The following is a 23,666-nucleotide window of genomic DNA, read 5'->3' as shown; positions in this document are numbered from 1 at the left end:
ATCCAGAAGAGTACCAAAAGGAGTACGCCAGGAGAATAAACGAACTAAATGCACATCTCATCACCTTTCTGGAAGAAGAATTAGACGGCTATCAATTCGGTGATGAAAAGATGAATGAGGAAGCGAATCAGTTATTGGAGGAATTGGTTGAAGAAAATAAAGAGGAGATTACTGTGTTGATTAAACCAACTGTACGGTAAATGGATTAACTCTTTGCCAAGGCTGGAAAGTGGTGGTCTTTGGAAACTTTGATGGAAATTTATATAAAAGGTGGGCAAAGTCGATAAAAAAAAATACGTTAAAAGTGCTTTTGGTCGTCAGTTTATTGTTAGCTGCATTTATTGGTTATGGGGTGTATTGGGCGTTCTATGATATGAGTAGATTGCCGACAGGAGAATACTTGACGGAGGAGACATCTCCTGATGGAAAATACACAGTAAAAGCCTACGTCGCCAACGGAGGAGCTACAGTGCCTTATGCTATTCGCGGAGAATTGGTTTTCAATCAAGGAAATAATAAGACGAAAAATATTTATTGGAATTATAAAGAGGATACAGTAATTATTACTTGGAAGGATAATGATACAGTGGTTATTAATGGGCATTCATTGAATGTGCCATCAGATCAATTTAATTTCAGAAAGCCATAACGTATTACTATATTATTGAGCGCGTTAACTAGATGGTAAATTAAATAGTAGGAATAGTTTTCTGCTGTTAGTATGATGGAGTTACTAAATAGTTAGTTGGAGGAATGTTCAGATGACAAAATATGAATTATCAAACGTGTGGCAGTGGGAAGAAGAGAATTCGAATAAAGGTGGTAATCGTCCGACAGCCGGTGAACGTTTCGAACAAAAACTACCGGTCGGAGAGGCACCGTTCCAACTTTATTCACTCGGAACACCGAACGGTATTAAAGTGACGATTATGCTGGAAGAATTAAAAGAGTTGGATGTCGACGGTGCAGACTATGATTTGTATAAAATCAATATTGGAGCCGACGAACAATTTGGTTCAGATTTTGTCAAGATCAATCCGAATTCTAAAATCCCAGCGCTAGTCGATCAAAGTCAAAGTCCACGTGTGGAAATTTTTGAATCAGGATCGATTTTGCTGTACTTAGCTGAGAAATTTAATCAACTGATCCCGACAGATATTCATGGACGGACAGAGACCCTTAATTGGCTATTCTGGCAAATTGGATCAGGTCCTTATGTTGGTGGAGGGTTTGGTCACTTTTTTGCTTATGCGCCAGAACCCATGAAATACCCAATTGATCGATTTACTATGGAAACGAAACGTCAAGTAGACTTGCTAGATAAAATATTAGCTCAGCGTTCTTATATCGCTGGTGATACTTATACTATTGCAGATATTGCGATATGGTCTTGGTACGGACGTTTAGCTTTAGGAAAATTGTATGAAGGCTCTTATGCATTTTTAAACATGGATGAATATACTCATCTCTTGGAATGGTCTCATCGCATTGCGAAACGACCAGGCGTTCAAAAAGGCCTTGCCGCAGAGTATCAGCCGCTTGGGGAGTAGTTTCTTAATAAACAATGTATGGATGATTTTCTCTTTTAAAATACAATTAAAACCTTATATAGACCCATTATAGAAAACGGTATCGTAAATAGGAAGAGTGGTTTATTCATCAACAGTTCGGGGTTGTTGTAATCAAAAGAACCAACGATCAATTTTATTTAAAATCTACACAAAACACACACGCTTTTCTCGTGAAAATCAAGAGCGTGTGTGTTTTGACGTAGCATTGAAAGTTCTTACGGATTACCAGATTTCATTCGACAGCTTGATAATATGCTCCATTTTACCCCATTGCTCTTCTTCTGAGAGACTGTTTCCTTCTTCTGTACTTGCGAACCCACATTGTGGTGATATGACTAAACGTTCTAATGGGAAATATTCCGAAGCTGCTTTCACTTTTTCTTTCATCGCATGTGCATCTTCTAATTCAGGAGTTTTCGAAGTCACAACCCCTAACACCACTTGTGTATCCTCGTTTTTGATGTTCGCTAACGGTTCAAAACCGCCTGAACGTTCATCGTCATATTCCAATAAATACACATCATAACCAAGCTCATCAAAATACGTAGAAACCGTTTCATAACCACTTGTATATAAATAAGCGGATTTATAGTTTCCCTTACACATATGTGTCGCCACAATCATATCTTCTGGTTTATTCTTTAATGACTCTTTAATAACCCTTACAAATAAATTGGTTGTGTCTGTTAATTTTAATCCTGTGAAATTCTCCATAATACTTGCTAGTTTTGGGTCATCTAATGCGGATAGGATACACTCATCAAACTGTAAATATCTACAACCTGCATCGTAGAAAGCTTGGATAGCATCTTGGTATACTTTAATTAGGTCAGCTGCTAAGACCTCGATATTTGGATATATTTCTTTTTCCTTTTCTGAAATGACTCGTTGGAAAAACATTGTTGGAGCAGGAATCGTATACTTTGCAAATTGTGATCCATCCCCATACTTCTCAACTACGTCAGCTAGAAACTTTAAATCATTTACCATTTCATGATTTCCAAATGAGATTTTATCTGTTACTTTGAAGGATTCCGCCCTAGTGGTTTGTCCAACAAAATCATAACCTTTTTCAACCGCTTCAAATGAAACTCCTTCTAAGCCCCAGAAAAAGTCATGCATAAACCAAGAACGTCTAAACTCCCCGTCTGTAATGGCTTTTATTCCTAAATCAATTTGTTTCTTTACTAATTTTTCAATTTCTACATCTTCAACATGCCGAAGGGCTTCTGCTGTCAATTCGTCATTTATGTAGGCTTTTCTCGCATCTTTAATGGCATCTGTTCTTAAAAAACTTCCAACATGATCATGTTTACCGATTTGTATCATATGCATTATCCCCTTAATAATACTAATTTTTTCTATAGTATTAATTCCATTTATTCGTTCCACTTACAAATCTACTAGACATTAGCAGGTAAGGTAGAGAACGACATCATTAATGTAGCATTAACAACATGTACTTACAAGAATAATCCAACCATTCTGAATGTAACCAAGTGTTCGTATGTGGTACCTCTCTTTAGTTGATTAAGGAATCTGACGTTTGGGATTTAGTGGATCAATATAAAAAATTATAACTAAGAAGAATATGACTATATAAATATAGAATCGAAACAGCCACTGGTCTAACAAGAAAAGACACGACAGTAAAATCAAAGCCTAATCCTCGTTTCTCTATTTTTAAGTAGAGAGTGGAGGATTAGGCTTTTTATAACCATTTATATATATGGAACGTTTTAGTGCTTACGCTTTACTTCGATTCTATAGCCGTCAGGGTCAGTCACAAAGAAGTAAGAAGGTGTTTCACCTGAAAGTCCTTTCAATTCACCTGTTTCATAAGAAGATGCCTTACAGATTTTATGCATTTCTTCTAAATCATTTACTGTTACGCCTAAATGACTGAAACCATTTCCTATAACATATGGTTCTGCATCATAATTATACGTAAGTTCTATTTGTACGGAAGAACCTGGCGAATTGAGATAGATTAAATCAAATTTATTCTCAGGGAATTCTCTGCGACTCGCTACTTCAAAATCAAAAAGTTCAGTATAAAAATCTAAAGTAGCATCAATATCTCTAACACGTAAACAAATTTCAACAAGTACTTGGTTCATTGGATCAACCTCCGTTATTGTATTAACCTTACCTTACCATAGACACGGAATAAGTACACTTGATGCGATTGGGTATAGTTATTTGTTATTTAAAAAGCTTGGACTGACTTAAAACAGTATCGTAATTCTGACAAACATGACAAGTTAAGCGGAAAAAGAGGGTAGGAAAGCATAAATATCTCGCCTATTCAATTTTCGCAATATACCATTTGGCAATTATAAACCCAGTAATGGTTCTAGAAGTTATCACGGGCGTTACGCAATTCAATAAAGTCCTTCAATGTTTCCGCTTGCAGAAAGAGGTTAATTTCTTTCTCTCTGCCGATCGTTGTCGGGAGAGTTGGTTGTCCTGTAGCACGCAATTCCTGAACTTCTTCCAATGATTTGGAGATTTTTTTATTATCTGGCTGCATTTCGTTGGCAAAACGTAAATTAGTTTCGGTATACTCGTGGCCAGCATAAACATTTATATCATCATCCAGATGCTTAAATTTCTGTAAAGTTTCATATTGAGCTTCGTAATCGCCGGTAAAAACCCGACCGCATCCTGCTGAAAACAAGGCATCCCCGCAGAAGAGATGATTCCCCATTAAAAAACTGATATGGCCATGCGTATGACCACCTGTTTCGTAGACTTGGAAAGGTTGGTTCAGCAAGTTAAAAGAGTCTTCTTCCTTTACCACACTATTCACCAAGCCTTCCGTTTCTTTCGGTCCATAAACAAGACTTTCCGGATGACTCGCTAAAATCTCCCGTACCCCGCCAGTATGATCTTCATGCATATGAGTTAAAAGAATGGCCGCCAAACGAAGCTGCTTTTCTTCTAGGAAATCAAGGACAACACTCGATTTTCCTGGATCCACCACAATTGCCTCTGTTCCTTCTTGAATGCACCATATATAATTATCGGAAAAGGCTTTGATTGGATGAACAGTCATTTTATGATTCCTCCTCTTTTTATATATTTACTTTGCGGTTTGGAAATTTTCCCCTTCCACCGACAAGTTTTAATTTATCCTGCTATCATAACATAGAGATTATTCATATACAGGAAGGAGACAACGTCTTTTGTCTGTAATTCAATCCATTCTTCTGATCGTTTTTCTTGTTCTGATCAGCATTGGAAACTTGTCAGATAAAATGATGAATAAGATAACGAATGGAACGCTTCCTAGAAAATGAAGGTATAGTAGGAGGTGTAAGAACCACTAGATAGTAATTTAGCTTGAACAACGTCATCTAGAGAGGGAGTCATATGAATGGATCAAGTAGAGAACAGGTACGAAAAAAGTACGCAAGATTCTAAAACCAAAGACATGATCGTTGTATTTTCTTCATTTACGTTCGTTTGTTTTGCTATCATTTTTGGCCTTTTGGTTTACGACGTACTCACAATACAAAACCTCCTTTCGTTTGATCAACCAATGAAATCCATCATGATTTTAGTTATTTCATCCATTGCTTTAGTAGTCTACGGAGTCGTTTTGACTTTTATTATTCCATCGAATTATATCGATGACAACAATAATAGCTATCAGGACGATTCACTATCAAAGATTCTCATTTTGATGTTTATAGCGGCAATGTTTGAAGAGACATTCTTTAGGGGCATCATTCAAAACGTACTTTTCCTATTTACAACGCACGAATGGGTTGCCATCCTACTAACGACTGGACTATTTCTGGTCATACATATCCAATACTTTAAAAAGCCCATTATGTTATTAAATATTTGCATCCCGAGTCTCGTTTTTGGTTGGATCTATTTTAAAACAAACAATCTCCTAGTACCGATTTTGGTTCACTTCATCATGAATATCGGAATGACCACTTTATTTAAATATAAAATAATTAGCGTTAAGAAATGATCACGCTAGTAACGTGCGGGAGTATATATATGAATAACAACGGACATATTATGGATAAAAGTAAGCTAGCTGATTTCTTGATAAAATGAAGTATGTCAGTCATATAGGAGGAATGAAAATACATATACAGGATGTTCATTCGCTATCGATTGACCAAACGAAATGGCAAGCCATTCAAATCCGTTTAAAAGAGAAGATTACTTTAGTAAACAGAATAACTGCTACTGATATTAAATTTATTGCGGGTGTGGATGTTGCTTACTGGGAAGAGGCAGGAGTGGAATGGGGTGTTTGTAGCATCATCGTCATAGACTATGCTACGAAAGCGGTTGTTGAAGAAGCAACTAGCACTGGAATTGTCACAGTGCCGTATATACCAGGCTATTTGGCATTTCGGGAACTTCCTTTAGTGTTGGAAGCAGTCAAAAAGCTAAACTATGTGCCAGATTTATTTATGTTTGATGGCAATGGCTATTTGCATCCAAGACATATGGGAATCGCAACATATGCTTCTTTCTTTTTGAATAAACCTACGATCGGTATCGCCAAAAGTTATTTTAAAATAGCGGATGCTGAATTTGAAATGCCTGAAAATAAGGCAGGATCTTATGTAGATATTATCATACATAACGACATCTACGGCAGAGTTTTACGAACACATCAAGATGTAAAACCTATATTCGTTTCATGTGGGAACTATATAGACTTACCAACAGCAACCACTATCACGATGGAATTAATAACGAATGAAAGTCGATTACCCATACCCGTTAGGCTGTCAGACTTAGCAACAAAGAAAAATAGAAGACAGCTACGGGATAAGAAATCTTGAAAAAAGCCATTCTCTCCACAAAACGGAGAAAATGGCTATTCTTTATTTATCGCAAAACTACGAATTATAGCTTCGCCCAACGTTCCTCTAACCATTTCATAAACTCTACACCTTTGTCGCCTTCATATGCATCAAAGACATCTACACGCATACGTTTTAATTTATCCGCAAAATCGTCCACAGTATGATCCTTTGGCAAGCTCTTTTTGATGCGTAAGAAAATCTTATCTGTGTTTTTGATAATATCAAAACGTGCAGGGGACGGCCTTTCTACGTCTTCACCGAACGCTGCAAGTGCTTCGAACGCTGCTACTTGCACTTGGTAGACCGTATCATGCTGCATACGATTTTTTAATAAATCTATGACTTTTTCATGTTGATAGCCCGATAAAGTTTCAACTGCTTCGAGACGATCTCGCCAGCTAGACGTATAATTGGCTTGTTTTTTTAATGCTTCATACTGCTCGGGTAATTCGGTTTCAAATTGTTTCAAGTTAGTGCACCTCTTTTTTTCATTACAAAAATAAAATCTTATTTGCTTTTCCTATTATACGTTGTCCCGGTCAAAATAGCGATAATTCGCTTCCTGACAGCATTTCCGGCAAGAGAGTTCGACTTGTGTCTTTATTTCACATTGTATCGAACACCAGGCTATAGGATGATACGCACAAACCAAAGTAAATTAAAATTAGATGGTGAATCCACACCTATACATGATTCAACCGGTCGCTCCATCAAAAGCGGTCGGTTTATTTTTTGTGTATCCCTATTCAAAAATCCCTCTATATAACGTATGAAACGAGCAAGTTACATCGGGGGGAATGGGATATGGAACAACCTGTTATTACGCAATACATGAAAAAGACTGTGCTATTGGTCGAACAGAACGCCTGGCATGAATACATCGCACTGCAGGAAATCCATGAGTATGTCTATAGCTTGAAAAACGAACACGACGACAGACGGTGGATCTATAAGACGCCAATAGAATGGCAGGAAATGTTCCCATTCTGGTCGATGGAAATGATCGAAAGCGTCTTGCTGAATTTAGTTCGGATGGGCTTTCTCGAAGTGAGGCACGGCAGAACCGGCACGAATTCGAAGTGTTTCCGCATTCATTATGCTAAGTGTTAATAGGAAAAACTGAATAACCTATAGGAGTTGGAGAGCCATAATTCCACTCCTTTCTTAGCGTAAATAAAATTAATTTTTAAAAGGTGTATCCTTTTCCGGAAAACTCTCTATATGGAAGGTGAAGAGTGCAAAGTGCATACTCTTACAACCGGTACGAGGGGGACCACCACATGACATTATTAATTGACGAACAACCAATTCCATTATTGCCTTCATTGGCGATGAAAGTAGGAATAAACGCTGCGCTATTTTTGCAACAACTGCATTATCGCTCACTTATTTCGAAAAATATCCGAGACGGCCATAAATGGATTTTTAACACATATGAAGACTGGACGAAAGAATTTCCGTTCTGGTCGTCACACACGATCCGGCGCATTATTTACGATCTCGAAAACAAAGGTTATGTCATTTCGACCAATCAACACAACTACATGAAAATCGACAAGACGAAATGGTACCGAATCGACTACAACAAGTTGCCCGCAAGTACGTTCGAAATTGAACAGACTGCTTGCCTAGAATTGCCACATGCGCCTGTCGAAGTGAAGCAGTCTAGTTGTCCAAAACTGACACTTCCACGTTCTGAAAAAGAGCAGAAGGAGGTTACGAAATTTAGCAAGCCAATAACCAAAGAACTTAAAGAATCTTTAAATATAAAGAATAAGACCATTGTCGAGATGAACCTCGACGTCACCCAATTTGTAATTCAGTACTTGAATGACAAAACCGGAAAACAGTTCAAAAGCGAGTCCACAGCTACCCGCAAATTTATCAACAGCCTAATCAAAAACGACTACACACAGGAAGACTTAATCCGTGTGATCGATTTGAAAGCCAGTCAGTGGTTGAATGATCCTGAATTCAGCGTATTCCTTCGACCGTCGACGCTATTTAACGCAACAAACTTTGAAAACTATGTGAACGAACTGGTCGCAGCGAAGAAGCCGAAACGACGCATGCTCGTTCCACCGGTTCTTGATTTTGGAATGGGAGGGAATCACTGATGACGAATGAACTAGTGGAAAAAAGCCTTCTTGGCACGATGATGGAAGAAAATTATCTGGTCCTCGATAGCGGCATTCAAATAGCATTTTTCGAGACACAGCTTCACAAAAATATTTTCTTGTCCATGAAAGACTTGGCAGTACAAGGGCGTTCCATCGACTTCATCACGCTACTCACGACACGAGAACCGGCAGAACTCGGCGGAGCCAATTATGTCTCGGATCTACGACGCTTTGCGAATCCAGCACGCTTCGACGAATACTTAGACATCGTCATCGACAAGTGGAAGAAGCTCGAAACAGCGAAAATCCTACAGCAAGCGATTATGGAACAATGGCCCATCGCGGATATTCATAAAGCACTCGACGAAATCGACAGCGACCACACTTCGGATGAATTGCGTTTGCTCGACGATTATCTTGTGTCGCAATACGAGCGTCCATTCATCGAAGCACCTGATATGACGGGCATTAGCACAGGACTACAGTCAATGGACTATTTGCTGAACGGCTTCCAAGACAGCGAATTCATCGTCATCGCAGCACGTCCATCGATGGGTAAGACAGACACACTCAACCATTTCGCGCTGACTGCCGGCTTGGAAGGTCATTTACCGATCGTCTTCTCGCTCGAAATGAGCCATAAAACTTTGTCCGACCGACTCATCGCGTCAACTGGGGGATATAGCCGATTGAAGATGCGCAATCCGTATAAATACTTCCCGGAACCGCAGAAGAACAGCTGGATGACGTCACTCGAACTGTTACAAAGTGCGACGATCCGCATTGACGACAGAAGCGGTATTAAAGTGAGCCAGATGAAAGCGGCAGCTCGCAAAGTCATCAAAGCTCAATCCGACAAGCGGCCGATCATTTTCGTTGACTACTTGCAGATCATCCGGCCGGAAGAAGGCACGCTGAACCAAAACCAAGCAATCGGCCAAATTAGCGCAGATCTAAAAGCGATGGCGAAAGAATTCAACTGCCCCGTCGTCGTCCTGTCCCAGCTATCGAGAGCCGTCGAACAACGGCAAGACAAACAACCGATGATGAGCGACCTGCGTGACTCCGGCAACATCGAACAAGACGCTGACGTCGTGTGCTTCCTCTATCGCGACGACTACTACGACCGCGATTCCGAATTAACGAACCATCTCGAAATCACCGTCGCCAAACACCGCAACGGTCCAGTCGGTGGCTTCACCGTCTACTACGACAAAGACACTGGCCGACTTGGAAAACTTCATGACTCAAACAGAGGAGAGTGTACCTATGATCACAGTTGAAGAACTATTCGATTACGCAGTAGACACCGACATGTCCCTAACCGCTCACAGCATCTTCTGGGCGATTACGAACGGGAAAATTCGCAAGGACGAAGACAGCGAGAAACTGAAAGAGATTGAGTTCGACCAAGAAGCGATCCAGCAATGGATGAAAGACAACACATTGCGGATTGGCGAAATTAAACTCTTTGTGGTAGAAAGCAAGCAACCTAACTGGTATGCGTTTTATTTTGGCAAAAGAGAAGCGGATGCGTATCGACTACATAGCGAAAAGTTCCATGAGACGGGTGTAAAGGTAACGCATGCAGATCGACTGATGTCGTACGTACTGGCGTTTGCGGAGACGGGGGAGGAAGAGAGTTTATATGAGTACAGGAAAAAGGTTATGCAGTTTCCGGTGTATGTGGGACATGTAGAGGCAGGGAAGCGTTTGATTCATCATGAGTGAATTGAGAGAGGAGAGAGCGCTATGGAGATTACGGATATGGTGTTGATCCCGGTAATTGTTGGATTGGTGGATGCATTGAAGGGGTATGGTCTGCCGAAGAAGTGGTGGCCGGTTGTGTCGGTGTTGCTTGGTGTGGGTGGCGGGGTGGTGTATGTGTATCCTGGGGATTGGGTTAGTGGGGTTTTGAGTGGATTGGTGATGGGGTTGTCTGCTGGTGGGTTGTATAGTGGGGGGAAAGTTGTGGCCCGGAATGTTGAGGTGGAATAAATAGGGCAATTAGAAGTGTTGCTTATTTTAAAAAAGGAATGTACCGATGATTCTGATATAGTTACAATAGAATACATACCATTTCGAGGATAAAAAGCATAAGAGGAGCTTTTAAACAGTCCATCATAGAAATAAATTTCTAAAAATAGGAGGCGATTATATGAATCAAATCAATACGTTAAAGAATCCTATCTTTAAACTGAAATGCAACTGGTCGGTCATGGCAAACGAGAGGCTTCCGTTTTACAGGAAGCCTTTCAAAATATAGATGGGGATATGAAGAGTGATATATATGGAAAGGGGACAGTAATTGAGGACTTTCAAGAAAAGATAGCGACGTTACTAGGTAAGGAATCTGCAGTCTTTTTTCCAAGCGGAACGATGGCACAGCAAATTGCATTGCGCATTTGGTGTGATGAACAAGGTACAAAAACGGTTGCCTACCATCCACTCAGCCATTTGGAAATCAATGAAGAAGACGGACTGAAAGAATTGCATCAAATCCAAACAGTTTTGCTCGCTGATAAAAACCGTGTCATCGAGTTAGATGATGTGCTGAAAATGGACAAAGGGATTGCCTGTTTATTGCTAGAATTACCTCAGCGTGAGATTGGCGGCCAATTACCAAGTTTTGAAACCTTGGAACAAATTTCTAGCTACTGTCGTGAAAATGACATTAAGCTACATCTCGATGGAGCACGTCTTTTAGAAATCCTTCCATATTATCAAAAGACAGCGGCAGAAGTTAGTGCACTCTTCGACAGCGTCTATATTTCGATGTATAAAGGGCTTGGCGGCATTGCAGGAGCAATTCTTGCGGGTGATCATGACTTTACGGAGAAATCAAAAGTATGGAAAAGGCGGTATGGCGGAGATTTGATCAGCTTGTATCCCTATATCATCACAGCTGATTACTATTTTGAGCAGCGGTCACAGAAAATAGAGCAGTATTTTGAAGATGCCAAGGAACTAGCAAGGTATTTTAATTCATGCCACGATGTTTCAACCGTTCCGGAGATTCCCGTTTCCAATATGTTTCACGTCCATTTTCATCAGGCGAAAGAACAGGTAGTTTCTGTATTGATAGAAGTTCAACGAGAGACAGGGGTAGGTATCACGGGGAATCTTGTTGAAATTGATGAAGATTCTTGTTCTGTTGAGGTTAGTTTAGGGGATCTATATGCAGAAATACCGAAAGAGATTTTGAGACGAACATTCGAGCTGTTGGATGAAAAGATGATGGAGTTGAGTGCGGAGAAGGATTAGTGTGTCAGAAATGATTTTTTGAAGTACCTGTGCGTGAAACAAACATGAATGTTTGTTTCACGCACAGGTACTTTTTTAATGGATTTTTAATAGATTAGTTGTTTATTAAAATTTTCAGCTTTTTATCAACTAATATAAAACCTATTCCAGATAAAAGGGCACCGACTGAACCTACAGCTGCTGCTATACCAATATCTCCAAACATCATAGTTGATAATAATAAACCAATAGCACCGATTATTATTAATAAGATTGCTAATATTTTCATTGTAACCTCTCCTTCAATTTCACTAATAAAGTACTTAATACATACTATCTTATATTAATGAATTTACAATATAACTAGCATAATGTCATAGTTTTATATCAAATCATGTATTTTTATAGAGTAAAATGACATAAACATATTGAATAGGAGTAATGTGCTATAAAGAATTGTTGAATCATGTAGAATGGAGTACGAAGAAAGTATGTTTAGTTCAATAAAATGGATTAAATGAAAGCTGTAATTTAAACAATCAATATTTACGTACTACAGTTGAATATACGATGAATTTGTAAATAGCTGTTTATTTTAACGTCTATTGAAGTTTCATACATATATATTTAAACTTTATATCCTTTGAAACTTATTTTGCAATAAAGCGTCTGTACGTCGCTAGTATCTGAAAAAAGAAATTAGTACTTATTAATAAATCACTAGATACAAAGGGGAATTAGAAATGTTTAAGAAAAGATTTTATGCAGGAAGTGCTTTAGCAGTTTTATTATTGGCTGGATGCGGAACCGATGATGTGAAGGAAGAAAAGAGTGACACAGCTCAAGTAGATGAAGAAACCCAAGCTGATGAAAAAGGTAAAGTGTTAGCAGCTGAGGATTTTGACAAGATGTATACGAATCCTAAGAAGTATAAAAACTACGAAGTAAGCTACATAGGTAGAGTGATGAATACTCCAGAAAAAGATGATGACGGAATTTACTTGCAAGTATATGCAAATCCAGAGAAATATGAGCAAAATACAATTGTATTCTATCCGGATGCATCTTTGTCAATATCTGACGATGATTATTTAAATATAACAGGTGTAGTAAGAGATGAATTTAAAGGTGAAAATATGATGGGGGCAGAACTCACAATGCCGATGATCGAAGCAACAGAATTAGAAGTGATTGGCTATACAGATGCCATGGCTCCTACGTTGCAGACGATTGAAGTCAACGAAACAAAAGAACAACACGGGTTTGAAATGACAGTAGAGAAAGTGGAACTGTCAGAAAAACAAACACGCGTGTATTTCACGATTAATAATAAATCTGCTGAAAAGATCAGCTTCTACAGCTTTAATTCCAAGCTAGTCGCTGGTGGGAAACAACTTGAAAACGAAAGTGATTATGAGTCGGATCTAGCAGAGCCTCAAAGTGATATTTTACCAGGTACAAATACATCAGGTGTAGTGATATATCCACCTTTGAGCGAGGATATTACTGAAATCCAAATCTATGCAGAGGGTTCTAGTGATAATTATGAAAATACTATTGAACCGTTTACGTTTGATGTGAGTGTTCAGCAGTAAATATATGTTATTGAATAAGTGTACCTATGTATAAAGCTTTTATGAATGTTCACATAGGTGCTCTTTTTAAAATAATATGGAGGAGATTTTATGAAGAACCCTTCTGATTTACATTTTGAGTTACATAATAAAATAGAAGAAACTAGACCAAAAAAGAATGGAACCGGAAATATAGATGAATGTATCTCATATTGCGAAAAAGGAATGGATAATTTAAAAGCTTTTATTGATGAGTGGGTAGAAGATTTTGGTGAAGTTGATGCAGTACCACCCTCTATATACTGCCGAGATCAGCTAATCCGATGTTATCTTATTAAGGGTGATTATGATAAAGCATCAGATGCTGTTAAGCGAAGTCTTGAATATGGTGCATGGTCCGAGGAAGAGGCTAATTCTTCTAAGTTACGTATTCAACAATTAGAAATAGCCCACCAAAAAGTAGTTGATAGGTTAAATAAATATCCTGGAACCCCACAGAGTGACCTTTACAAAGTCTTTCCTGACTTAGATAGGGATGCCTTAAAGTGGTACTTTGCTAACTCTTCCTCTCTTATAAAAAGAAAACATAAAAATACATATTCACTTTGGTTGCCTGGTCAAGAAATTCCCAAAGAAAATATCAAAGAACTCAGCCCTGTTAAGGAGATTAGTAATGAGATCCTAACAACTTCAAAGGAAATTATTTACTTGAATAAATTTCCTGATTGGTATGTATCAGTTAGTTTTGGAGATTCAAGTTCAAAAAACTTTGCAAAAGCTTTAACGTTAGCTAAAAGTGCACCTCAATTTATTGAAAGTAAAGATGAGTTAGACAATAATATATACCAAGCAATTTTTTCAAATAGTTCAAAGGAATATCTAGCTTTTGTATCACTGTATGAATTAGTCAGTAGTTGGAAATCTACTTTCGTTATAATTAATGGTGAAATAATGGATAGAAAGATAATCGGGGGCTTAAATTATTGTTACGGAGACAAGATTCGTTCTGGAAATCCTGAATTCTGTTATGGGGCTAGCATGTTCACTGAAAATCCATTTGGATGTCATCGTCTTCAGATCAGTGCTTTTAATAATCCGTGGTGGTCTTTTGGTCGCTTTGACAATAAAGGAGTCTGGTGGATAGATAAAGACGCAATTAGAAAACGAATTGCTGAGTACTCAGTTCCGTATTTATCTTGTCCAGCATTTTCTAATGACAAAGTTCTTTCAGGGTTGAATAGTCTTCCTGATTTTATCAATCCTAAAAAAGATCCAAATTGGATTGCTACAAAAGATTCTGTTAGTCCTAAGGAAATTAATAATAGCAATCAACGAGAAGTAAATATTGATTTGAAGTTAACTGATTCTACACTCACGAAGAAAAATGCTGGATGCTTAACAACCGTACTAAGCCTCGTAACTATAGTTGCGGCATTGTCGTTTCTTATCATTTTATAGTAAAATACTATTATTGCATTATTGTAACACCAAAGTGCTTTATTTTAAATTATATTATTACCAGTACAATTTAGGAGTATTTATGTGAAAAAAGTCTTTACGTTATTTTTAATGACAAGCATGTTAGCTGCATGTGGATCGGAAAAAGTAAAAGATGAACCAGAGATATCACCTGATTCTGAAGAAGTATTAGATGAAATTGAAGTGAATGAAGTTGAAGAGCCAACTTCTAATCTAGAAGAAATTAGTACAGACATATTTAAGTATGCAACTGATGTAAAAGTTACAGATGCGATAGACATCAATCAATATGTTTCCATTATAGTTCATATGGATAACACAGATAATGAAGGCATGGCTTTTCAGCATGTAGTTAATCAAACTTATGATTTTCTACAACAGCCTGCTCTAAAAGAAGCGGATAAAGTTGGAGTTAATGTCGTAATTGTTGATAGGAAGATTGGTATGTTTGAAGTAGATACTGCTAAGTTCATACCGAATGACGATGTTCCAATGAGTGACGCTGTTATGGTGGCTTCAGAAATTGAGATGATTTCACCAGAGGTTAAAGAGTTTGGTGAGATTATGGGGTCGTGGTAACGTGAAGTGTTAATTTAAAGTATCTGTACAATAAACTTTATTTACAGTACTAGTGAATAGGCTACACTTACTTGGACAATAAAATTAGGGTCTTGTAGAATACAACCAAAGAGATGAGGCGGATCTACATGACTGGAAATAAAAAAAGACGGAGCTACACGACGGAATTCAAAACCCAAATTGTTCAGCTTCATGAAAATGGCAAGTCGCGTAAGGACATCATTCGCGAGTACGATCTATCATCTACATCCTTCGATAATTGGGTGAGACGGCACAATGCGACTGGATCGTTTAAAGAGAAGGACCAGCGAACAGATGAAGAAAATGAATTACTCAAATTACGGAAAGAGAATCAACGTCTCCTAATGGAGAATGATATTTTAAAGCAAGCCGCGCTGATTATGGGAGTTAGAGAATAACCGTCATAAATACTCGGTATCAGCAATGTGCGACGTCCTAGGAATCGCTAGAAGTACGTTCTATTACAATCCTGTTAAGCAACTGAAGGACGACACACTTCAAATAGAAATCAAGAAAATCTTCAAGCATAGTCGTAATAATTACGGAACTCGGAAAATCAAAATAGAATTAGCGAAAATCAACCGAACGGTTTCTAGACGGCGTATTGGACGTGTCATGAAGCAGTCGGGTCTCGTTTCAAACTACACGGTGGCTCAATACAAGCCATTTAAATCAAAAGTGAATGAAGAACCTGTGAAAAACATTCTGGCAAGAAACTTCAACGGTCAAGGAGAACTAGCTGTAGTTGTCAGTGATTTAACCTATGTTAGGGTGGATGGAAAATGGAATTACGTATGCTTATTTGTCGATCTTTTTAATAGGGAAATCATTGGCTACAGCGCGGGTCCAAAAAAGACCGCTAAGCTTGTCTACCAAGCCTTATCCAGCATTGAACGCAGCTTGGATCGCATTCAACTTTTCCATACAGATCGTGGTAGTGAATTTAAAAATCAACTTCTTGACGAAGCATTAGAAAATTTTGGCATTAGACGGTCACTTAGCATGAAAGGATGTCCGTACGATAATGCCGTCGCAGAAGCGATGTTCAATGTAGTCAAAACAGAGTTTATTAAGCAAACGACCTTTACCTCTATTAATCAGCTAGAGCGCGAGCTACAGGACTATGTGAATTGGTTCAATCGAGTTCGGATTCACGGAACCATGGATTATCAAACACCGATTGAGTATCGATTAAAGACCTTATAAAATCTGTCCGATTTAGTGTTGACAATACAGTTAGCAGTAGGGACTGTAGTCCAATAGGTAAAGTTTGTGACTGAAAATACATAAAATTATTATTACTTAGGTGGGTTGAATTTGAATAGTTATGAACGCTATCAAGAAGAAATGGTGGAAGATATAAAAAACACTTTGGATGAAATGGGGACACAACCAATTTTGTTTATAGGTTCAGGTTTATCTAAGCGATATTTTAATGGTCCCAATTGGATAGAGCTTTTAGAATTATTAAAAGAAAGATGTCCTGAAATAGAAAATGATGTTGGTTACTATATACAAGATGGCATTACACTTGAGGAAATAGGAACTATTTATACAGAAAGTTATAGAAAATGGGCTTGGAGAAACAAGGACAATTTTCCAGACGAATTATTTGAAGCAAATGTTCCAAGAGATGCATATATAAAATTTGAAATCAGTAAGATATTCCAAGACATAACTCCGGCTACATTAGAAGAAATAGAGGATAGAGAACTTAGAGAAGAACTAGAATTGTTAAAAAGCATTCAACCGCATGCTGCTATAACTACAAATTATGATGTTTTTATTGAAAACATATTACCAGACTATCAACCTATAGTTGGTCAACAAATTTTAAGACCAGATACTATGTCGATAGGAGAAATCTTTAAAATACATGGCTGTATTAGTGTGCCTAAAGAATTGGTATTCAATAAAGAAGATTATAAAATCTTTATAGAAAAGAAAAAGTATCTAAGTGCTAAGCTTTTAACATTCTTTGCAGAACATCCTCTGTTATTCATCGGTTATAGTGGAAATGATAAAAATATACAATCGATTCTTTCAGATATCGATGAAATAATTTCAATCAATGGTGAACTAATTCCTAATATCTATTTTCTCTCTTTTAATAAAAATTTAAATAATGAAGCACAACCTCCAAAGGAAAAAATATTCGTAATTAATAAGAAAGAGATACGAGTGAAATTTATCGAAGCATACTCGTTTTCTTGGATATTTGAAGCGTTTTCAGCTAACAAAGCTGTTGATAACGTTCATCCTAAATTATTAAGAGCACTATTAGCGAGAACTTATAAATTAGTAAGAAGTGATATTCCAAGACGAAGTGTAGAAGTGAATTTTGAAATGATTCGACAAGCTGTTAAAGATGATGAATCACTTCCTAATTTATATGGAGTTTCATTTTTAAATAACCCAAGTGAAATAAATATTCAATTCCCTTTAACTTTAACTGAAATTGGGAAGGCTTTGGGGTTTAACGGATGGCATGGAGCTGATAATTTGATTTTTCAAATTCAGAAAGAAAAAGGAATCAACATAAAGAAATCCGATAATAATTATCATGTTGCAATTCCTACAGGAAGTTCAAAAATTCATAAGTACTCTCAACATACCATTGACTTGCTTCAATCAGTAAAAAATAGAGAGACCTACACTCTGAACCTTTAAAAATACATTGTTACTTTGATTTTTAGAATAGAAAAGCATAAGCTCTAAGCAAGTGAAATTATATTTTGCTTGCTTAGGGCTATAAATAATTCTTAGTATCTCTATATGATTCGAAGTACCAGTTCCCAACATAATTCAGAACAGTGTCGCGACAAATTATCTTTTCACTCAAAAGGAGTGAATTACGTTGAAGAAATTCACTATAATTTTTTGGACTACCATACTAATCTCACTCGTTCTGCTAGGCTGTCAGCAAACGAAGTCACTTACTGTAAGCGACTATTCATCGGACGACACAGCTGCAGTGGTACGAGGTGAAGAGATCACAATCGGAGACCTTCGATTTCTGTATCCTGATGACAAAGCGCTGGCCAATCTGGACGGTATGGTGAAACTGAAACTGATTGAACAGGAAGCGGAAAAGCTGAGCTTGGATATTTACGAGGAGCAAAAGATTCATAAAGAAATGCTGCAATCGATTATGGATAGCGATGAAGATTCAGACATGCCTGATTTCATTGATTCATAAGCCGAAAAGCTTGATATGTCAGCAAGTGAATATGCCGAACAGTATGCGGATATCAGAAGTAAGCTCGATGCATCGCTGGATGCGTATATTCAAGTAATTAGCGGAGACGTAGATCCAGATGAAAACGACGACGAGATGATCAACCATTCTCTTCAGCAATTGGTAAAAGATCATGAAGAAGAAATCGATATACGGATTCAGGAAAACGGCAAATAAGATATACCCAATATTTACTTTGTACTTTCAATCAGCAGAAATTCATATTTTCGTGCACAAATACCGTGATCAAGCACCAGTGGAATCCCTATAAGTCCTGAAGGCCTCACATCAATTCATTAAATTGATGTGAGGCCTTTTTTCTTGTTTAGCTAGTTATATATATTCTCCTAGTTCTACCTTATTTAGAAGACACCACTAAAAACTTTATCGGTTGCTTAGTTAGGTTATACCAATAATGAGTCTTTTTCGCATCAAACATAATGGATTGCTGTTCGGTTAATTCCGTCTTTTTTCCGTCGATTGAAACGGTTAAGACTCCTTCAACGACGAATAAAAATTCATGTCCGCTATGTGTGAACGCATTCCCATCGTTTTGCCCTGGTTGGAGTGTCACTAAAATTGGCAAGTAAGAAGCGTCATGAATACCATTTGATAAATCTTTATAGTAGAACTGTTGGTGTCTATCTTCAAATGTCTGTTCCTCTTCATCTTCTGGGAAAAACACAGTAGGGTTTACGTTCAAGGCATCTGCTACTTTTTTTAAGGATTCCAGTGTGACACTAGACTTTCCGCGTTCTACTTGAGATAAAAAACTGATAGAAACACCTGTTAAACCTGCCAACTCTTTCAACGTTAACTTTCGTTCTTTTCGTAATGATTTTAAAATACTACCAATGGATTTTACCACTATGGATCTAACTCCTTTACGTGCGTACATATTTTCCATCTATCATACAGTACAAAATATGAAGCGTACAATTCAAAGAAAATATTGACAGAAAATTAAAAACTGCTAGTATAGTAAAAAAAGGATATTGAAGTGACACTTCAATTACCTAAAAGGAGGCAATATATGATGGATCCCAAACAAATGAGGAAAGTATGGATTGCTAGTTTGGTAGGTAGTTCCATTGAATGGTTTGATTATTTTCTATACGGTACAGTAGCTGCACTCGTATTCAATCAAGTCTTTTTCGTTACAGAAGATCCGACAGTTGGTCTCTTATTAGCCTATGCATCTTTTGCTTTAGCATTTTTCATTCGTCCGTTTGGGGGAGTCATTTTCAGTCATATTGGAGATCGTATTGGACGAAAAAAGACACTTGTTATTACATTAAGTCTCATGGGAATAGCGACATTTGGGATGGGATTGCTACCAACGTATCAAGCAATTGGTGTATGGGCTCCTATTTTGTTAATCACTCTTCGACTCGTCCAAGGGTTAGGGATCGGTGGAGAATGGGGTGGCGCTCTGTTGTTAGCGGTTGAGTACGCACCTAAAGAAAAGCGCGGCTTGTATGGAGCGATTCCACAAATGGGCGTAACGATCGGGATGGTGATGGGAACAGTCGCACTATCGATTATGACGTTATTACCTGAAGGTTCATTCATGACATGGGGCTGGCGTGTTCCTTTCCTACTTAGCGCAATCCTCGTTCTCTTTGGTTTGTGGATCCGAAAAGGAATAGATGAAACACCATCATTTAAAAAGGTACAAGAATCTGGTGATATACCTAAGTTGCCGATCGTGGATACATTGAAATACCATTGGCGTGAAGTGTTGATCGCCATTGGTGCGAAAGTAGTTGAAACTGCCCCTTTCTATATTTTTGGAACGTTTGTCGTGTCATATGCGACATCAAACTTAGGTTTTTCACGAACAACGATTTTAAATACAGTTATGGTAGCTACGATTGTGACTACTATTTTAATTCCTATAATGGGTAGTCTATCCGATAAAGTAGGACGCAAAAAACTGTATGTTGCTGGTACGATGGGCATGTTATTATTTGCTTTTCCATACTTTTGGATGTTGCAACAACAATCGGTCTTCTTATTAGTCACAGCGACAGTCATCGGATTGGGAATCATTTGGGCACCTATTACTGCAGTGCTTGGAACGATGTTTTCAGAAATCTTTGATGCAAAAGTACGCTATACAGGTATCACATTAGGTTATCAAATCGGTGCAGCGGTCGCGGGAGGAACGGCTCCGTTAATAGCAACAAGTTTATTACTGAAGTTTAACGGATCGTATGTACCGGTTGCTTTATATATCATGTTCACAGCTGTTATTTCATTGGTAGCAATATGGGCTGTAAAAGATCGCAGTAACGAAGAGCTGGATGATCCTGTGAAAGAATTACCTATAGAAGAAATAATGAGTACTAAAGAAGCAACACAAATGTAAATTATATTGAGAGTGGAATATGTTTATAGTTAATTGGAGGAAAGTAGTATGCTAATTGTAAATGAAAGAGAAATCATGAAGACGTATGGTATGAAAGAAGCGATCCAGGATGTAAAAGACGTCTTGACGGCAAAAGCGGCAAGTCAAATCGCTGCCCCTCATCGCACAGTAATCGAATTCCCTCAACATGAAGCATCCGCCTTATATATGCCAAGTGCGAATCTAGTAAAAGAAGTGACAGCGGTAAAAGTAGTTACCATCTTTCCAAACAATCCGTCCAATGGAATGCCGACTACGCAAGGGGTAGTATTAGTGACAGACGCACAAAATGGAAAGCATTTGGCGATGTTAAATGCCTCGTATCTCACGAGATTACGTACCGGTGCGTTGTCTGGAATTGCTACAGATCATTTGGCGAAAAAAGACGCAAGTGTCCTAACGGTTATTGGAACAGGGGCTATGGCTTTTGAACAAGTGCTAGGTGTATTGCAAGTACGTAAAATCGAGCGTATTTTGTTAGTCAATCGCACACCTGCAAAAGCGCAAGTATTCGGACAGAAGCTACAAGACTTTGGTGTAGAGATTCCGTTTGAAGTACTAGAAGATGTTTCTGAAGCGGTCCGTCAAGCAGATGTAATTTGTTGTGCGACACGATCCACTGAACCTGTATTTAATGGAGCAGATTTACAACCTGGCACACATGTAAATGGAGTAGGTTCTTATTTACCTCATATGCTAGAAATGGATGTAGAAACTATTACACGCGCTTCAAAAATAGTTGTGGATGATTTTGAAGGTGTAAAAGAAGAAGCTGGCGAACTGATGAACGCAGAGAAAATCGGGGAATGGTCTTTTGAGAACGTCTATAGTGAATTAGGCAAATTGGTAACGAAAGAAGTAAGTGGCCGCGAGAATTCAGAAGAAATTACGCTATTCAAATCAGTCGGTGCTGCGTACTATGATTTAGCAGTTGCCAAAGGAGTTTATTCAAATGCAAAAGAACATGACGTCGGAACAGAAATAGAAATTTAAGAAGTAACTCAGCTGTCCATACTATATATTAAAGCGTTAACCTCAATTTTACGAGGTTGACGCTTTTTCATTTATTGTCACGAGAATACAAACACTAAAATTCATACATTTCATTACCTAAAAACTGTACAACTTTCTTTTGAAACTATTTCTCCATTCCCGCGTCTATACGCTGATTACTAAACGAGATTCAACAATCTAGAGAGGATGAAAGTATATGAAGAAAAAGTTATTGACGATTGTTGGGGCATTAGTGCTTGCGTGTAGCTTGCCTATGTCGGGTGCAGCTGCAGGTAAACAGCTATTTCCAGATGTGCCACCCACGAAGCACTATGCAGAAGCAGTGAATGATCTGGCAACACGTACGATTATAGGAGGTTATCCCGACGGTACGTTCAAACCGGGGAATTCGATTACGCGGGGACAAGCTGCTGCGATTATTGCGAAGATGATTGGTTTGGAGACTTGGAATGTCAAAGGTCAGAAATTTAAGGATGTACCGACATCATATGGTTTTTATAAGGCGATTGCGAAAATGGCAGAGGAAGGTATTATTGGCGGATATCCGGATGGTAGTTTCAGACCGGACGAGCCGATTAAGCGAAAAAATATGGCTGCGATTCTTGTGAAAGCATTTGATTTACCACGTGATGGGAAAGTGAATAATCCGTTTAAAGGAGAAGTCGGTATTACACAGGATGTACTGATTATTTACAAGCTTGGTATTACTTCAGGTACAACTCCTACTACATTTAGTCCAAACGCATCGATTACGAGGGGGCAAGCCGCGAAAATGTTAGTGGCGACAGAGAAGGTACGGGTGACAAATGGTGTGACGGTGAAAGCAGGCGATTTAGGCTGGAATGCGATTACAGCAGTTATCGATGATCAAGTGAATCCAAGCGTATTTCGCGCAGTGAGAGTAGCAGGGAAAAAAGATACGCTCAGTCAAGTGCAGTTACTGCCAGTCAAGGAAGGGACAGGTGGTGTCGTCATTTGGGGTAATGACACGGACCTCGCGATGAAATATCAAAAGTATTATATACATGTGAAAAATGTGGGCGGCGAACTCCGTTTGACGTTAGAGAAGACGAATGATACGTTGCCTGCAGTGGTAAAGCTAAATACAAAATATAAATTTGTGAAACATATATCTCTTGCTACGACAGATGGTGAGATAGTCTCTGATAATGTCAAGGTGGATGGGATCGAATACAATTTCACAAAGATTAAAGTTGAAAAACCTGGCGAGTATATCGCGTCCGTCCGTTTTGATACTGGAGAAGAGACGCGATACAGTGTAAGCGTTTCTGATAGTGAAGATAGCTTTTTATACGGTGGTTATGCTGCGGAAATAGGACCAGCTACTAACGAGTAATTGAATATAAGGTATCTGTGGAAGGAACAAGCATGAATGTTTCTAACGCAGATACCTTTTTTACATGGTTCATTATGCGAAAGGATTCGGAGTTGTTTTGAAAAGGCGTACACTTAAAGTTAAGGGTGGTAGGTCCCCGAACAATTCATATAAAATAACTATATTTTCCATGAAGCTTCTTCCTAATTCTTCCGTCTATACGGTGATCTATGAATA

The 23,666-nt window shown here is 38.2% G+C and carries 25 protein-coding genes and 2 pseudogenes; 21 read left to right on the top strand and 6 right to left on the bottom strand.

The window, feature by feature from the left end:
* From CSV61_RS16690 to yghU, 3 genes and pseudogenes are all read left to right on the top strand, one after another.
* Nucleotides 1-200: pseudogene (locus CSV61_RS16690) on the top strand (hypothetical protein); the annotation flags it as partial.
* Nucleotides 201-232: 32 nt separating this feature from the next.
* Complete coding sequence (locus CSV61_RS02135; RefSeq protein WP_158233761.1) at nt 233-649, top strand: DUF5412 domain-containing protein; 417 nt, start codon at nt 233-235, stop codon at nt 647-649.
* A 112-nt stretch (nt 650-761) separates the two neighbouring features.
* Nucleotides 762-1,550: a glutathione-dependent disulfide-bond oxidoreductase gene (yghU, locus tag CSV61_RS02130; protein ID WP_099637918.1), complete on the top strand. Its 789-nt coding sequence runs from the start codon at nt 762-764 to the stop codon at nt 1,548-1,550.
* Nucleotides 1,551-1,793: 243 nt separating this feature from the next.
* On the opposite strand, the gene CSV61_RS02125 is transcribed toward yghU, so the two are convergent.
* The 3 genes from CSV61_RS02125 to gloB form a co-directional block, all read right to left on the bottom strand.
* A complete protein-coding gene (locus tag CSV61_RS02125; RefSeq protein ID WP_158233760.1) occupies nt 1,794-2,900 on the bottom strand; it encodes a 5-methyltetrahydropteroyltriglutamate--homocysteine S-methyltransferase in 1,107 nt (368 codons plus the stop codon).
* 410 nt (nt 2,901-3,310) lie between these two features.
* Nucleotides 3,311-3,691, bottom strand: a complete 381-nt coding sequence (gloA, locus tag CSV61_RS02120; RefSeq protein WP_083031553.1) for a lactoylglutathione lyase — start codon at nt 3,689-3,691, stop codon at nt 3,311-3,313.
* 236 nt (nt 3,692-3,927) lie between these two features.
* The gene (gloB, locus tag CSV61_RS02115) at nt 3,928-4,629 is read right to left on the bottom strand and encodes a hydroxyacylglutathione hydrolase (RefSeq protein WP_099637916.1); all 702 of its coding nucleotides are present in this window, start codon (nt 4,627-4,629) and stop codon (nt 3,928-3,930) included.
* Nucleotides 4,630-4,950: 321 nt separating this feature from the next.
* Here gloB and CSV61_RS02110 point away from each other — a divergent pair, with 321 nt between their 5' ends.
* Nucleotides 4,951-5,559, top strand: coding sequence for a CPBP family intramembrane glutamic endopeptidase (locus CSV61_RS02110; RefSeq protein WP_099637915.1), 609 nt, complete (start codon nt 4,951-4,953; stop codon nt 5,557-5,559).
* Between the two features lie 112 nt (nt 5,560-5,671).
* The gene (locus tag CSV61_RS02105) at nt 5,672-6,391 is read left to right on the top strand and encodes an endonuclease V (protein ID WP_099637914.1); all 720 of its coding nucleotides are present in this window, start codon (nt 5,672-5,674) and stop codon (nt 6,389-6,391) included.
* A 64-nt stretch (nt 6,392-6,455) separates the two neighbouring features.
* Here the strand turns inward: CSV61_RS02105 and CSV61_RS02100 are convergent, their stop codons facing one another.
* Nucleotides 6,456-6,884, bottom strand: coding sequence for a HEAT repeat domain-containing protein (locus CSV61_RS02100; protein WP_099637913.1), 429 nt, complete (start codon nt 6,882-6,884; stop codon nt 6,456-6,458).
* A gap of 335 nt (nt 6,885-7,219) precedes the next feature.
* Between CSV61_RS02100 and CSV61_RS02095 the strand changes: the two genes are divergently transcribed.
* The 6 genes from CSV61_RS02095 to CSV61_RS02070 all read left to right on the top strand — a co-directional run bounded on the left by CSV61_RS02095 (nt 7,220) and on the right by CSV61_RS02070 (nt 11,799).
* Nucleotides 7,220-7,525: a hypothetical protein gene (locus CSV61_RS02095; RefSeq protein WP_099637912.1), complete on the top strand. Its 306-nt coding sequence runs from the start codon at nt 7,220-7,222 to the stop codon at nt 7,523-7,525.
* Between the two features lie 170 nt (nt 7,526-7,695).
* A complete protein-coding gene (locus tag CSV61_RS02090) occupies nt 7,696-8,532 on the top strand; it encodes a conserved phage C-terminal domain-containing protein (protein WP_099637911.1) in 837 nt (278 codons plus the stop codon).
* Nucleotides 8,532-9,818, top strand: a complete 1,287-nt coding sequence (locus tag CSV61_RS02085; protein ID WP_099637910.1) for a replicative DNA helicase — start codon at nt 8,532-8,534, stop codon at nt 9,816-9,818. The genes CSV61_RS02090 and CSV61_RS02085 overlap by 1 nt, the downstream gene beginning before the upstream one ends.
* Nucleotides 9,805-10,266, top strand: coding sequence for a hypothetical protein (locus CSV61_RS02080; protein WP_099637909.1), 462 nt, complete (start codon nt 9,805-9,807; stop codon nt 10,264-10,266). Before CSV61_RS02085 ends, CSV61_RS02080 begins: the two co-directional genes overlap by 14 nt.
* Nucleotides 10,267-10,302: 36 nt before the next feature.
* Entirely contained in the window at nt 10,303-10,533 is a 231-nt protein-coding gene (locus CSV61_RS02075) for a hypothetical protein (protein WP_233193486.1), read from the top strand.
* Nucleotides 10,534-10,737: 204 nt separating this feature from the next.
* The gene (locus tag CSV61_RS02070; RefSeq protein WP_099637907.1) at nt 10,738-11,799 is read left to right on the top strand and encodes a threonine aldolase family protein; all 1,062 of its coding nucleotides are present in this window, start codon (nt 10,738-10,740) and stop codon (nt 11,797-11,799) included.
* A gap of 94 nt (nt 11,800-11,893) precedes the next feature.
* Here CSV61_RS02070 and CSV61_RS16910 read toward each other — a convergent pair whose 3' ends face one another.
* The gene (locus CSV61_RS16910; RefSeq protein ID WP_199173567.1) at nt 11,894-12,067 is read right to left on the bottom strand and encodes a hypothetical protein; all 174 of its coding nucleotides are present in this window, start codon (nt 12,065-12,067) and stop codon (nt 11,894-11,896) included.
* A gap of 454 nt (nt 12,068-12,521) precedes the next feature.
* Here CSV61_RS16910 and CSV61_RS02065 point away from each other — a divergent pair, with 454 nt between their 5' ends.
* The 7 genes and pseudogenes from CSV61_RS02065 (at nt 12,522) to CSV61_RS02035 (ending at nt 18,846) form a co-directional block, all read left to right on the top strand.
* The gene (locus CSV61_RS02065; RefSeq protein ID WP_099637906.1) at nt 12,522-13,373 is read left to right on the top strand and encodes a DUF4352 domain-containing protein; all 852 of its coding nucleotides are present in this window, start codon (nt 12,522-12,524) and stop codon (nt 13,371-13,373) included.
* 90 nt (nt 13,374-13,463) lie between these two features.
* Entirely contained in the window at nt 13,464-14,810 is a 1,347-nt protein-coding gene (locus CSV61_RS02060) for a hypothetical protein (RefSeq protein ID WP_099637905.1), read from the top strand.
* An 84-nt stretch (nt 14,811-14,894) separates the two neighbouring features.
* Entirely contained in the window at nt 14,895-15,410 is a 516-nt protein-coding gene (locus tag CSV61_RS02055) for a hypothetical protein (RefSeq protein ID WP_099637904.1), read from the top strand.
* Nucleotides 15,411-15,538: 128 nt separating this feature from the next.
* Nucleotides 15,539-16,637 (top strand): annotated as a pseudogene (locus CSV61_RS02050) (IS3 family transposase).
* A 111-nt stretch (nt 16,638-16,748) separates the two neighbouring features.
* Entirely contained in the window at nt 16,749-18,101 is a 1,353-nt protein-coding gene (locus CSV61_RS02045) for an SIR2 family protein (protein ID WP_233193485.1), read from the top strand.
* 187 nt (nt 18,102-18,288) lie between these two features.
* Entirely contained in the window at nt 18,289-18,630 is a 342-nt protein-coding gene (locus CSV61_RS02040) for a SurA N-terminal domain-containing protein (protein WP_099637903.1), read from the top strand.
* A gap of 15 nt (nt 18,631-18,645) precedes the next feature.
* Complete coding sequence (locus CSV61_RS02035) at nt 18,646-18,846, top strand: hypothetical protein (protein ID WP_099637902.1); 201 nt, start codon at nt 18,646-18,648, stop codon at nt 18,844-18,846.
* Between the two features lie 181 nt (nt 18,847-19,027).
* Here the strand turns inward: CSV61_RS02035 and CSV61_RS02030 are convergent, their stop codons facing one another.
* On the bottom strand, nt 19,028-19,567 hold the full coding sequence (locus tag CSV61_RS02030) for a helix-turn-helix domain-containing protein (RefSeq protein WP_369824261.1): 540 nt from the start codon (nt 19,565-19,567) through the stop codon (nt 19,028-19,030).
* A 138-nt stretch (nt 19,568-19,705) separates the two neighbouring features.
* On the opposite strand from CSV61_RS02030, the gene CSV61_RS02025 reads away from it, so the two are divergent.
* From CSV61_RS02025 to CSV61_RS02015, 3 genes are all read left to right on the top strand, one after another.
* Nucleotides 19,706-21,040: an MFS transporter gene (locus tag CSV61_RS02025; RefSeq protein WP_099637942.1), complete on the top strand. Its 1,335-nt coding sequence runs from the start codon at nt 19,706-19,708 to the stop codon at nt 21,038-21,040.
* Nucleotides 21,041-21,088: 48 nt separating this feature from the next.
* The gene (locus CSV61_RS02020; RefSeq protein ID WP_099637901.1) at nt 21,089-22,072 is read left to right on the top strand and encodes an ornithine cyclodeaminase family protein; all 984 of its coding nucleotides are present in this window, start codon (nt 21,089-21,091) and stop codon (nt 22,070-22,072) included.
* Nucleotides 22,073-22,289: 217 nt separating this feature from the next.
* The gene (locus tag CSV61_RS02015) at nt 22,290-23,450 is read left to right on the top strand and encodes an S-layer homology domain-containing protein (protein ID WP_099637900.1); all 1,161 of its coding nucleotides are present in this window, start codon (nt 22,290-22,292) and stop codon (nt 23,448-23,450) included.
* Nucleotides 23,451-23,666 lie beyond the last annotated feature (216 nt).

This window comes from Sporosarcina sp. P3 (genome assembly GCF_002743415.1).
Lineage (GTDB): Bacteria > Bacillota > Bacilli > Bacillales_A > Planococcaceae > Sporosarcina > Sporosarcina ureae_A.
This window is presented reverse-complemented; position numbering and strand designations above follow the sequence as displayed.

Excerpts from the sequence above, each read along its gene's own strand:
- CSV61_RS02025 (WP_099637942.1), top strand. The coding sequence starts at position 19,706 with ATGGATCCCAAACAAATGAGGAAAGTATGGATTGCTAGTTTGGTAGGT.
- CSV61_RS02125 (WP_158233760.1), bottom strand. The coding sequence starts at position 2,900 with ATGATACAAATCGGTAAACATGATCATGTTGGAAGTTTTTTAAGAACA.
- CSV61_RS02015 (WP_099637900.1), top strand. The coding sequence starts at position 22,290 with ATGAAGAAAAAGTTATTGACGATTGTTGGGGCATTAGTGCTTGCGTGT.
- CSV61_RS02020 (WP_099637901.1), top strand. The coding sequence starts at position 21,089 with ATGCTAATTGTAAATGAAAGAGAAATCATGAAGACGTATGGTATGAAA.
- CSV61_RS02105 (WP_099637914.1), top strand. The coding sequence starts at position 5,672 with ATGAAAATACATATACAGGATGTTCATTCGCTATCGATTGACCAAACG.
- yghU (WP_099637918.1), top strand. The coding sequence starts at position 762 with ATGACAAAATATGAATTATCAAACGTGTGGCAGTGGGAAGAAGAGAAT.
- gloA (WP_083031553.1), bottom strand. The coding sequence starts at position 3,691 with ATGAACCAAGTACTTGTTGAAATTTGTTTACGTGTTAGAGATATTGAT.
- CSV61_RS02085 (WP_099637910.1), top strand. The coding sequence starts at position 8,532 with ATGACGAATGAACTAGTGGAAAAAAGCCTTCTTGGCACGATGATGGAA.
- CSV61_RS02065 (WP_099637906.1), top strand. The coding sequence starts at position 12,522 with ATGTTTAAGAAAAGATTTTATGCAGGAAGTGCTTTAGCAGTTTTATTA.
- CSV61_RS02070 (WP_099637907.1), top strand. The coding sequence starts at position 10,738 with ATGCAACTGGTCGGTCATGGCAAACGAGAGGCTTCCGTTTTACAGGAA.
- gloB (WP_099637916.1), bottom strand. The coding sequence starts at position 4,629 with ATGACTGTTCATCCAATCAAAGCCTTTTCCGATAATTATATATGGTGC.
- CSV61_RS16910 (WP_199173567.1), bottom strand. The coding sequence starts at position 12,067 with ATGAAAATATTAGCAATCTTATTAATAATAATCGGTGCTATTGGTTTA.
- CSV61_RS02080 (WP_099637909.1), top strand. The coding sequence starts at position 9,805 with ATGATCACAGTTGAAGAACTATTCGATTACGCAGTAGACACCGACATG.
- CSV61_RS02060 (WP_099637905.1), top strand. The coding sequence starts at position 13,464 with ATGAAGAACCCTTCTGATTTACATTTTGAGTTACATAATAAAATAGAA.
- CSV61_RS02090 (WP_099637911.1), top strand. The coding sequence starts at position 7,696 with ATGACATTATTAATTGACGAACAACCAATTCCATTATTGCCTTCATTG.
- CSV61_RS02095 (WP_099637912.1), top strand. The coding sequence starts at position 7,220 with ATGGAACAACCTGTTATTACGCAATACATGAAAAAGACTGTGCTATTG.
- CSV61_RS02035 (WP_099637902.1), top strand. The coding sequence starts at position 18,646 with ATGTCAGCAAGTGAATATGCCGAACAGTATGCGGATATCAGAAGTAAG.
- CSV61_RS02075 (WP_233193486.1), top strand. The coding sequence starts at position 10,303 with ATGGTGTTGATCCCGGTAATTGTTGGATTGGTGGATGCATTGAAGGGG.
- CSV61_RS02110 (WP_099637915.1), top strand. The coding sequence starts at position 4,951 with ATGGATCAAGTAGAGAACAGGTACGAAAAAAGTACGCAAGATTCTAAA.
- CSV61_RS02030 (WP_369824261.1), bottom strand. The coding sequence starts at position 19,567 with ATGTACGCACGTAAAGGAGTTAGATCCATAGTGGTAAAATCCATTGGT.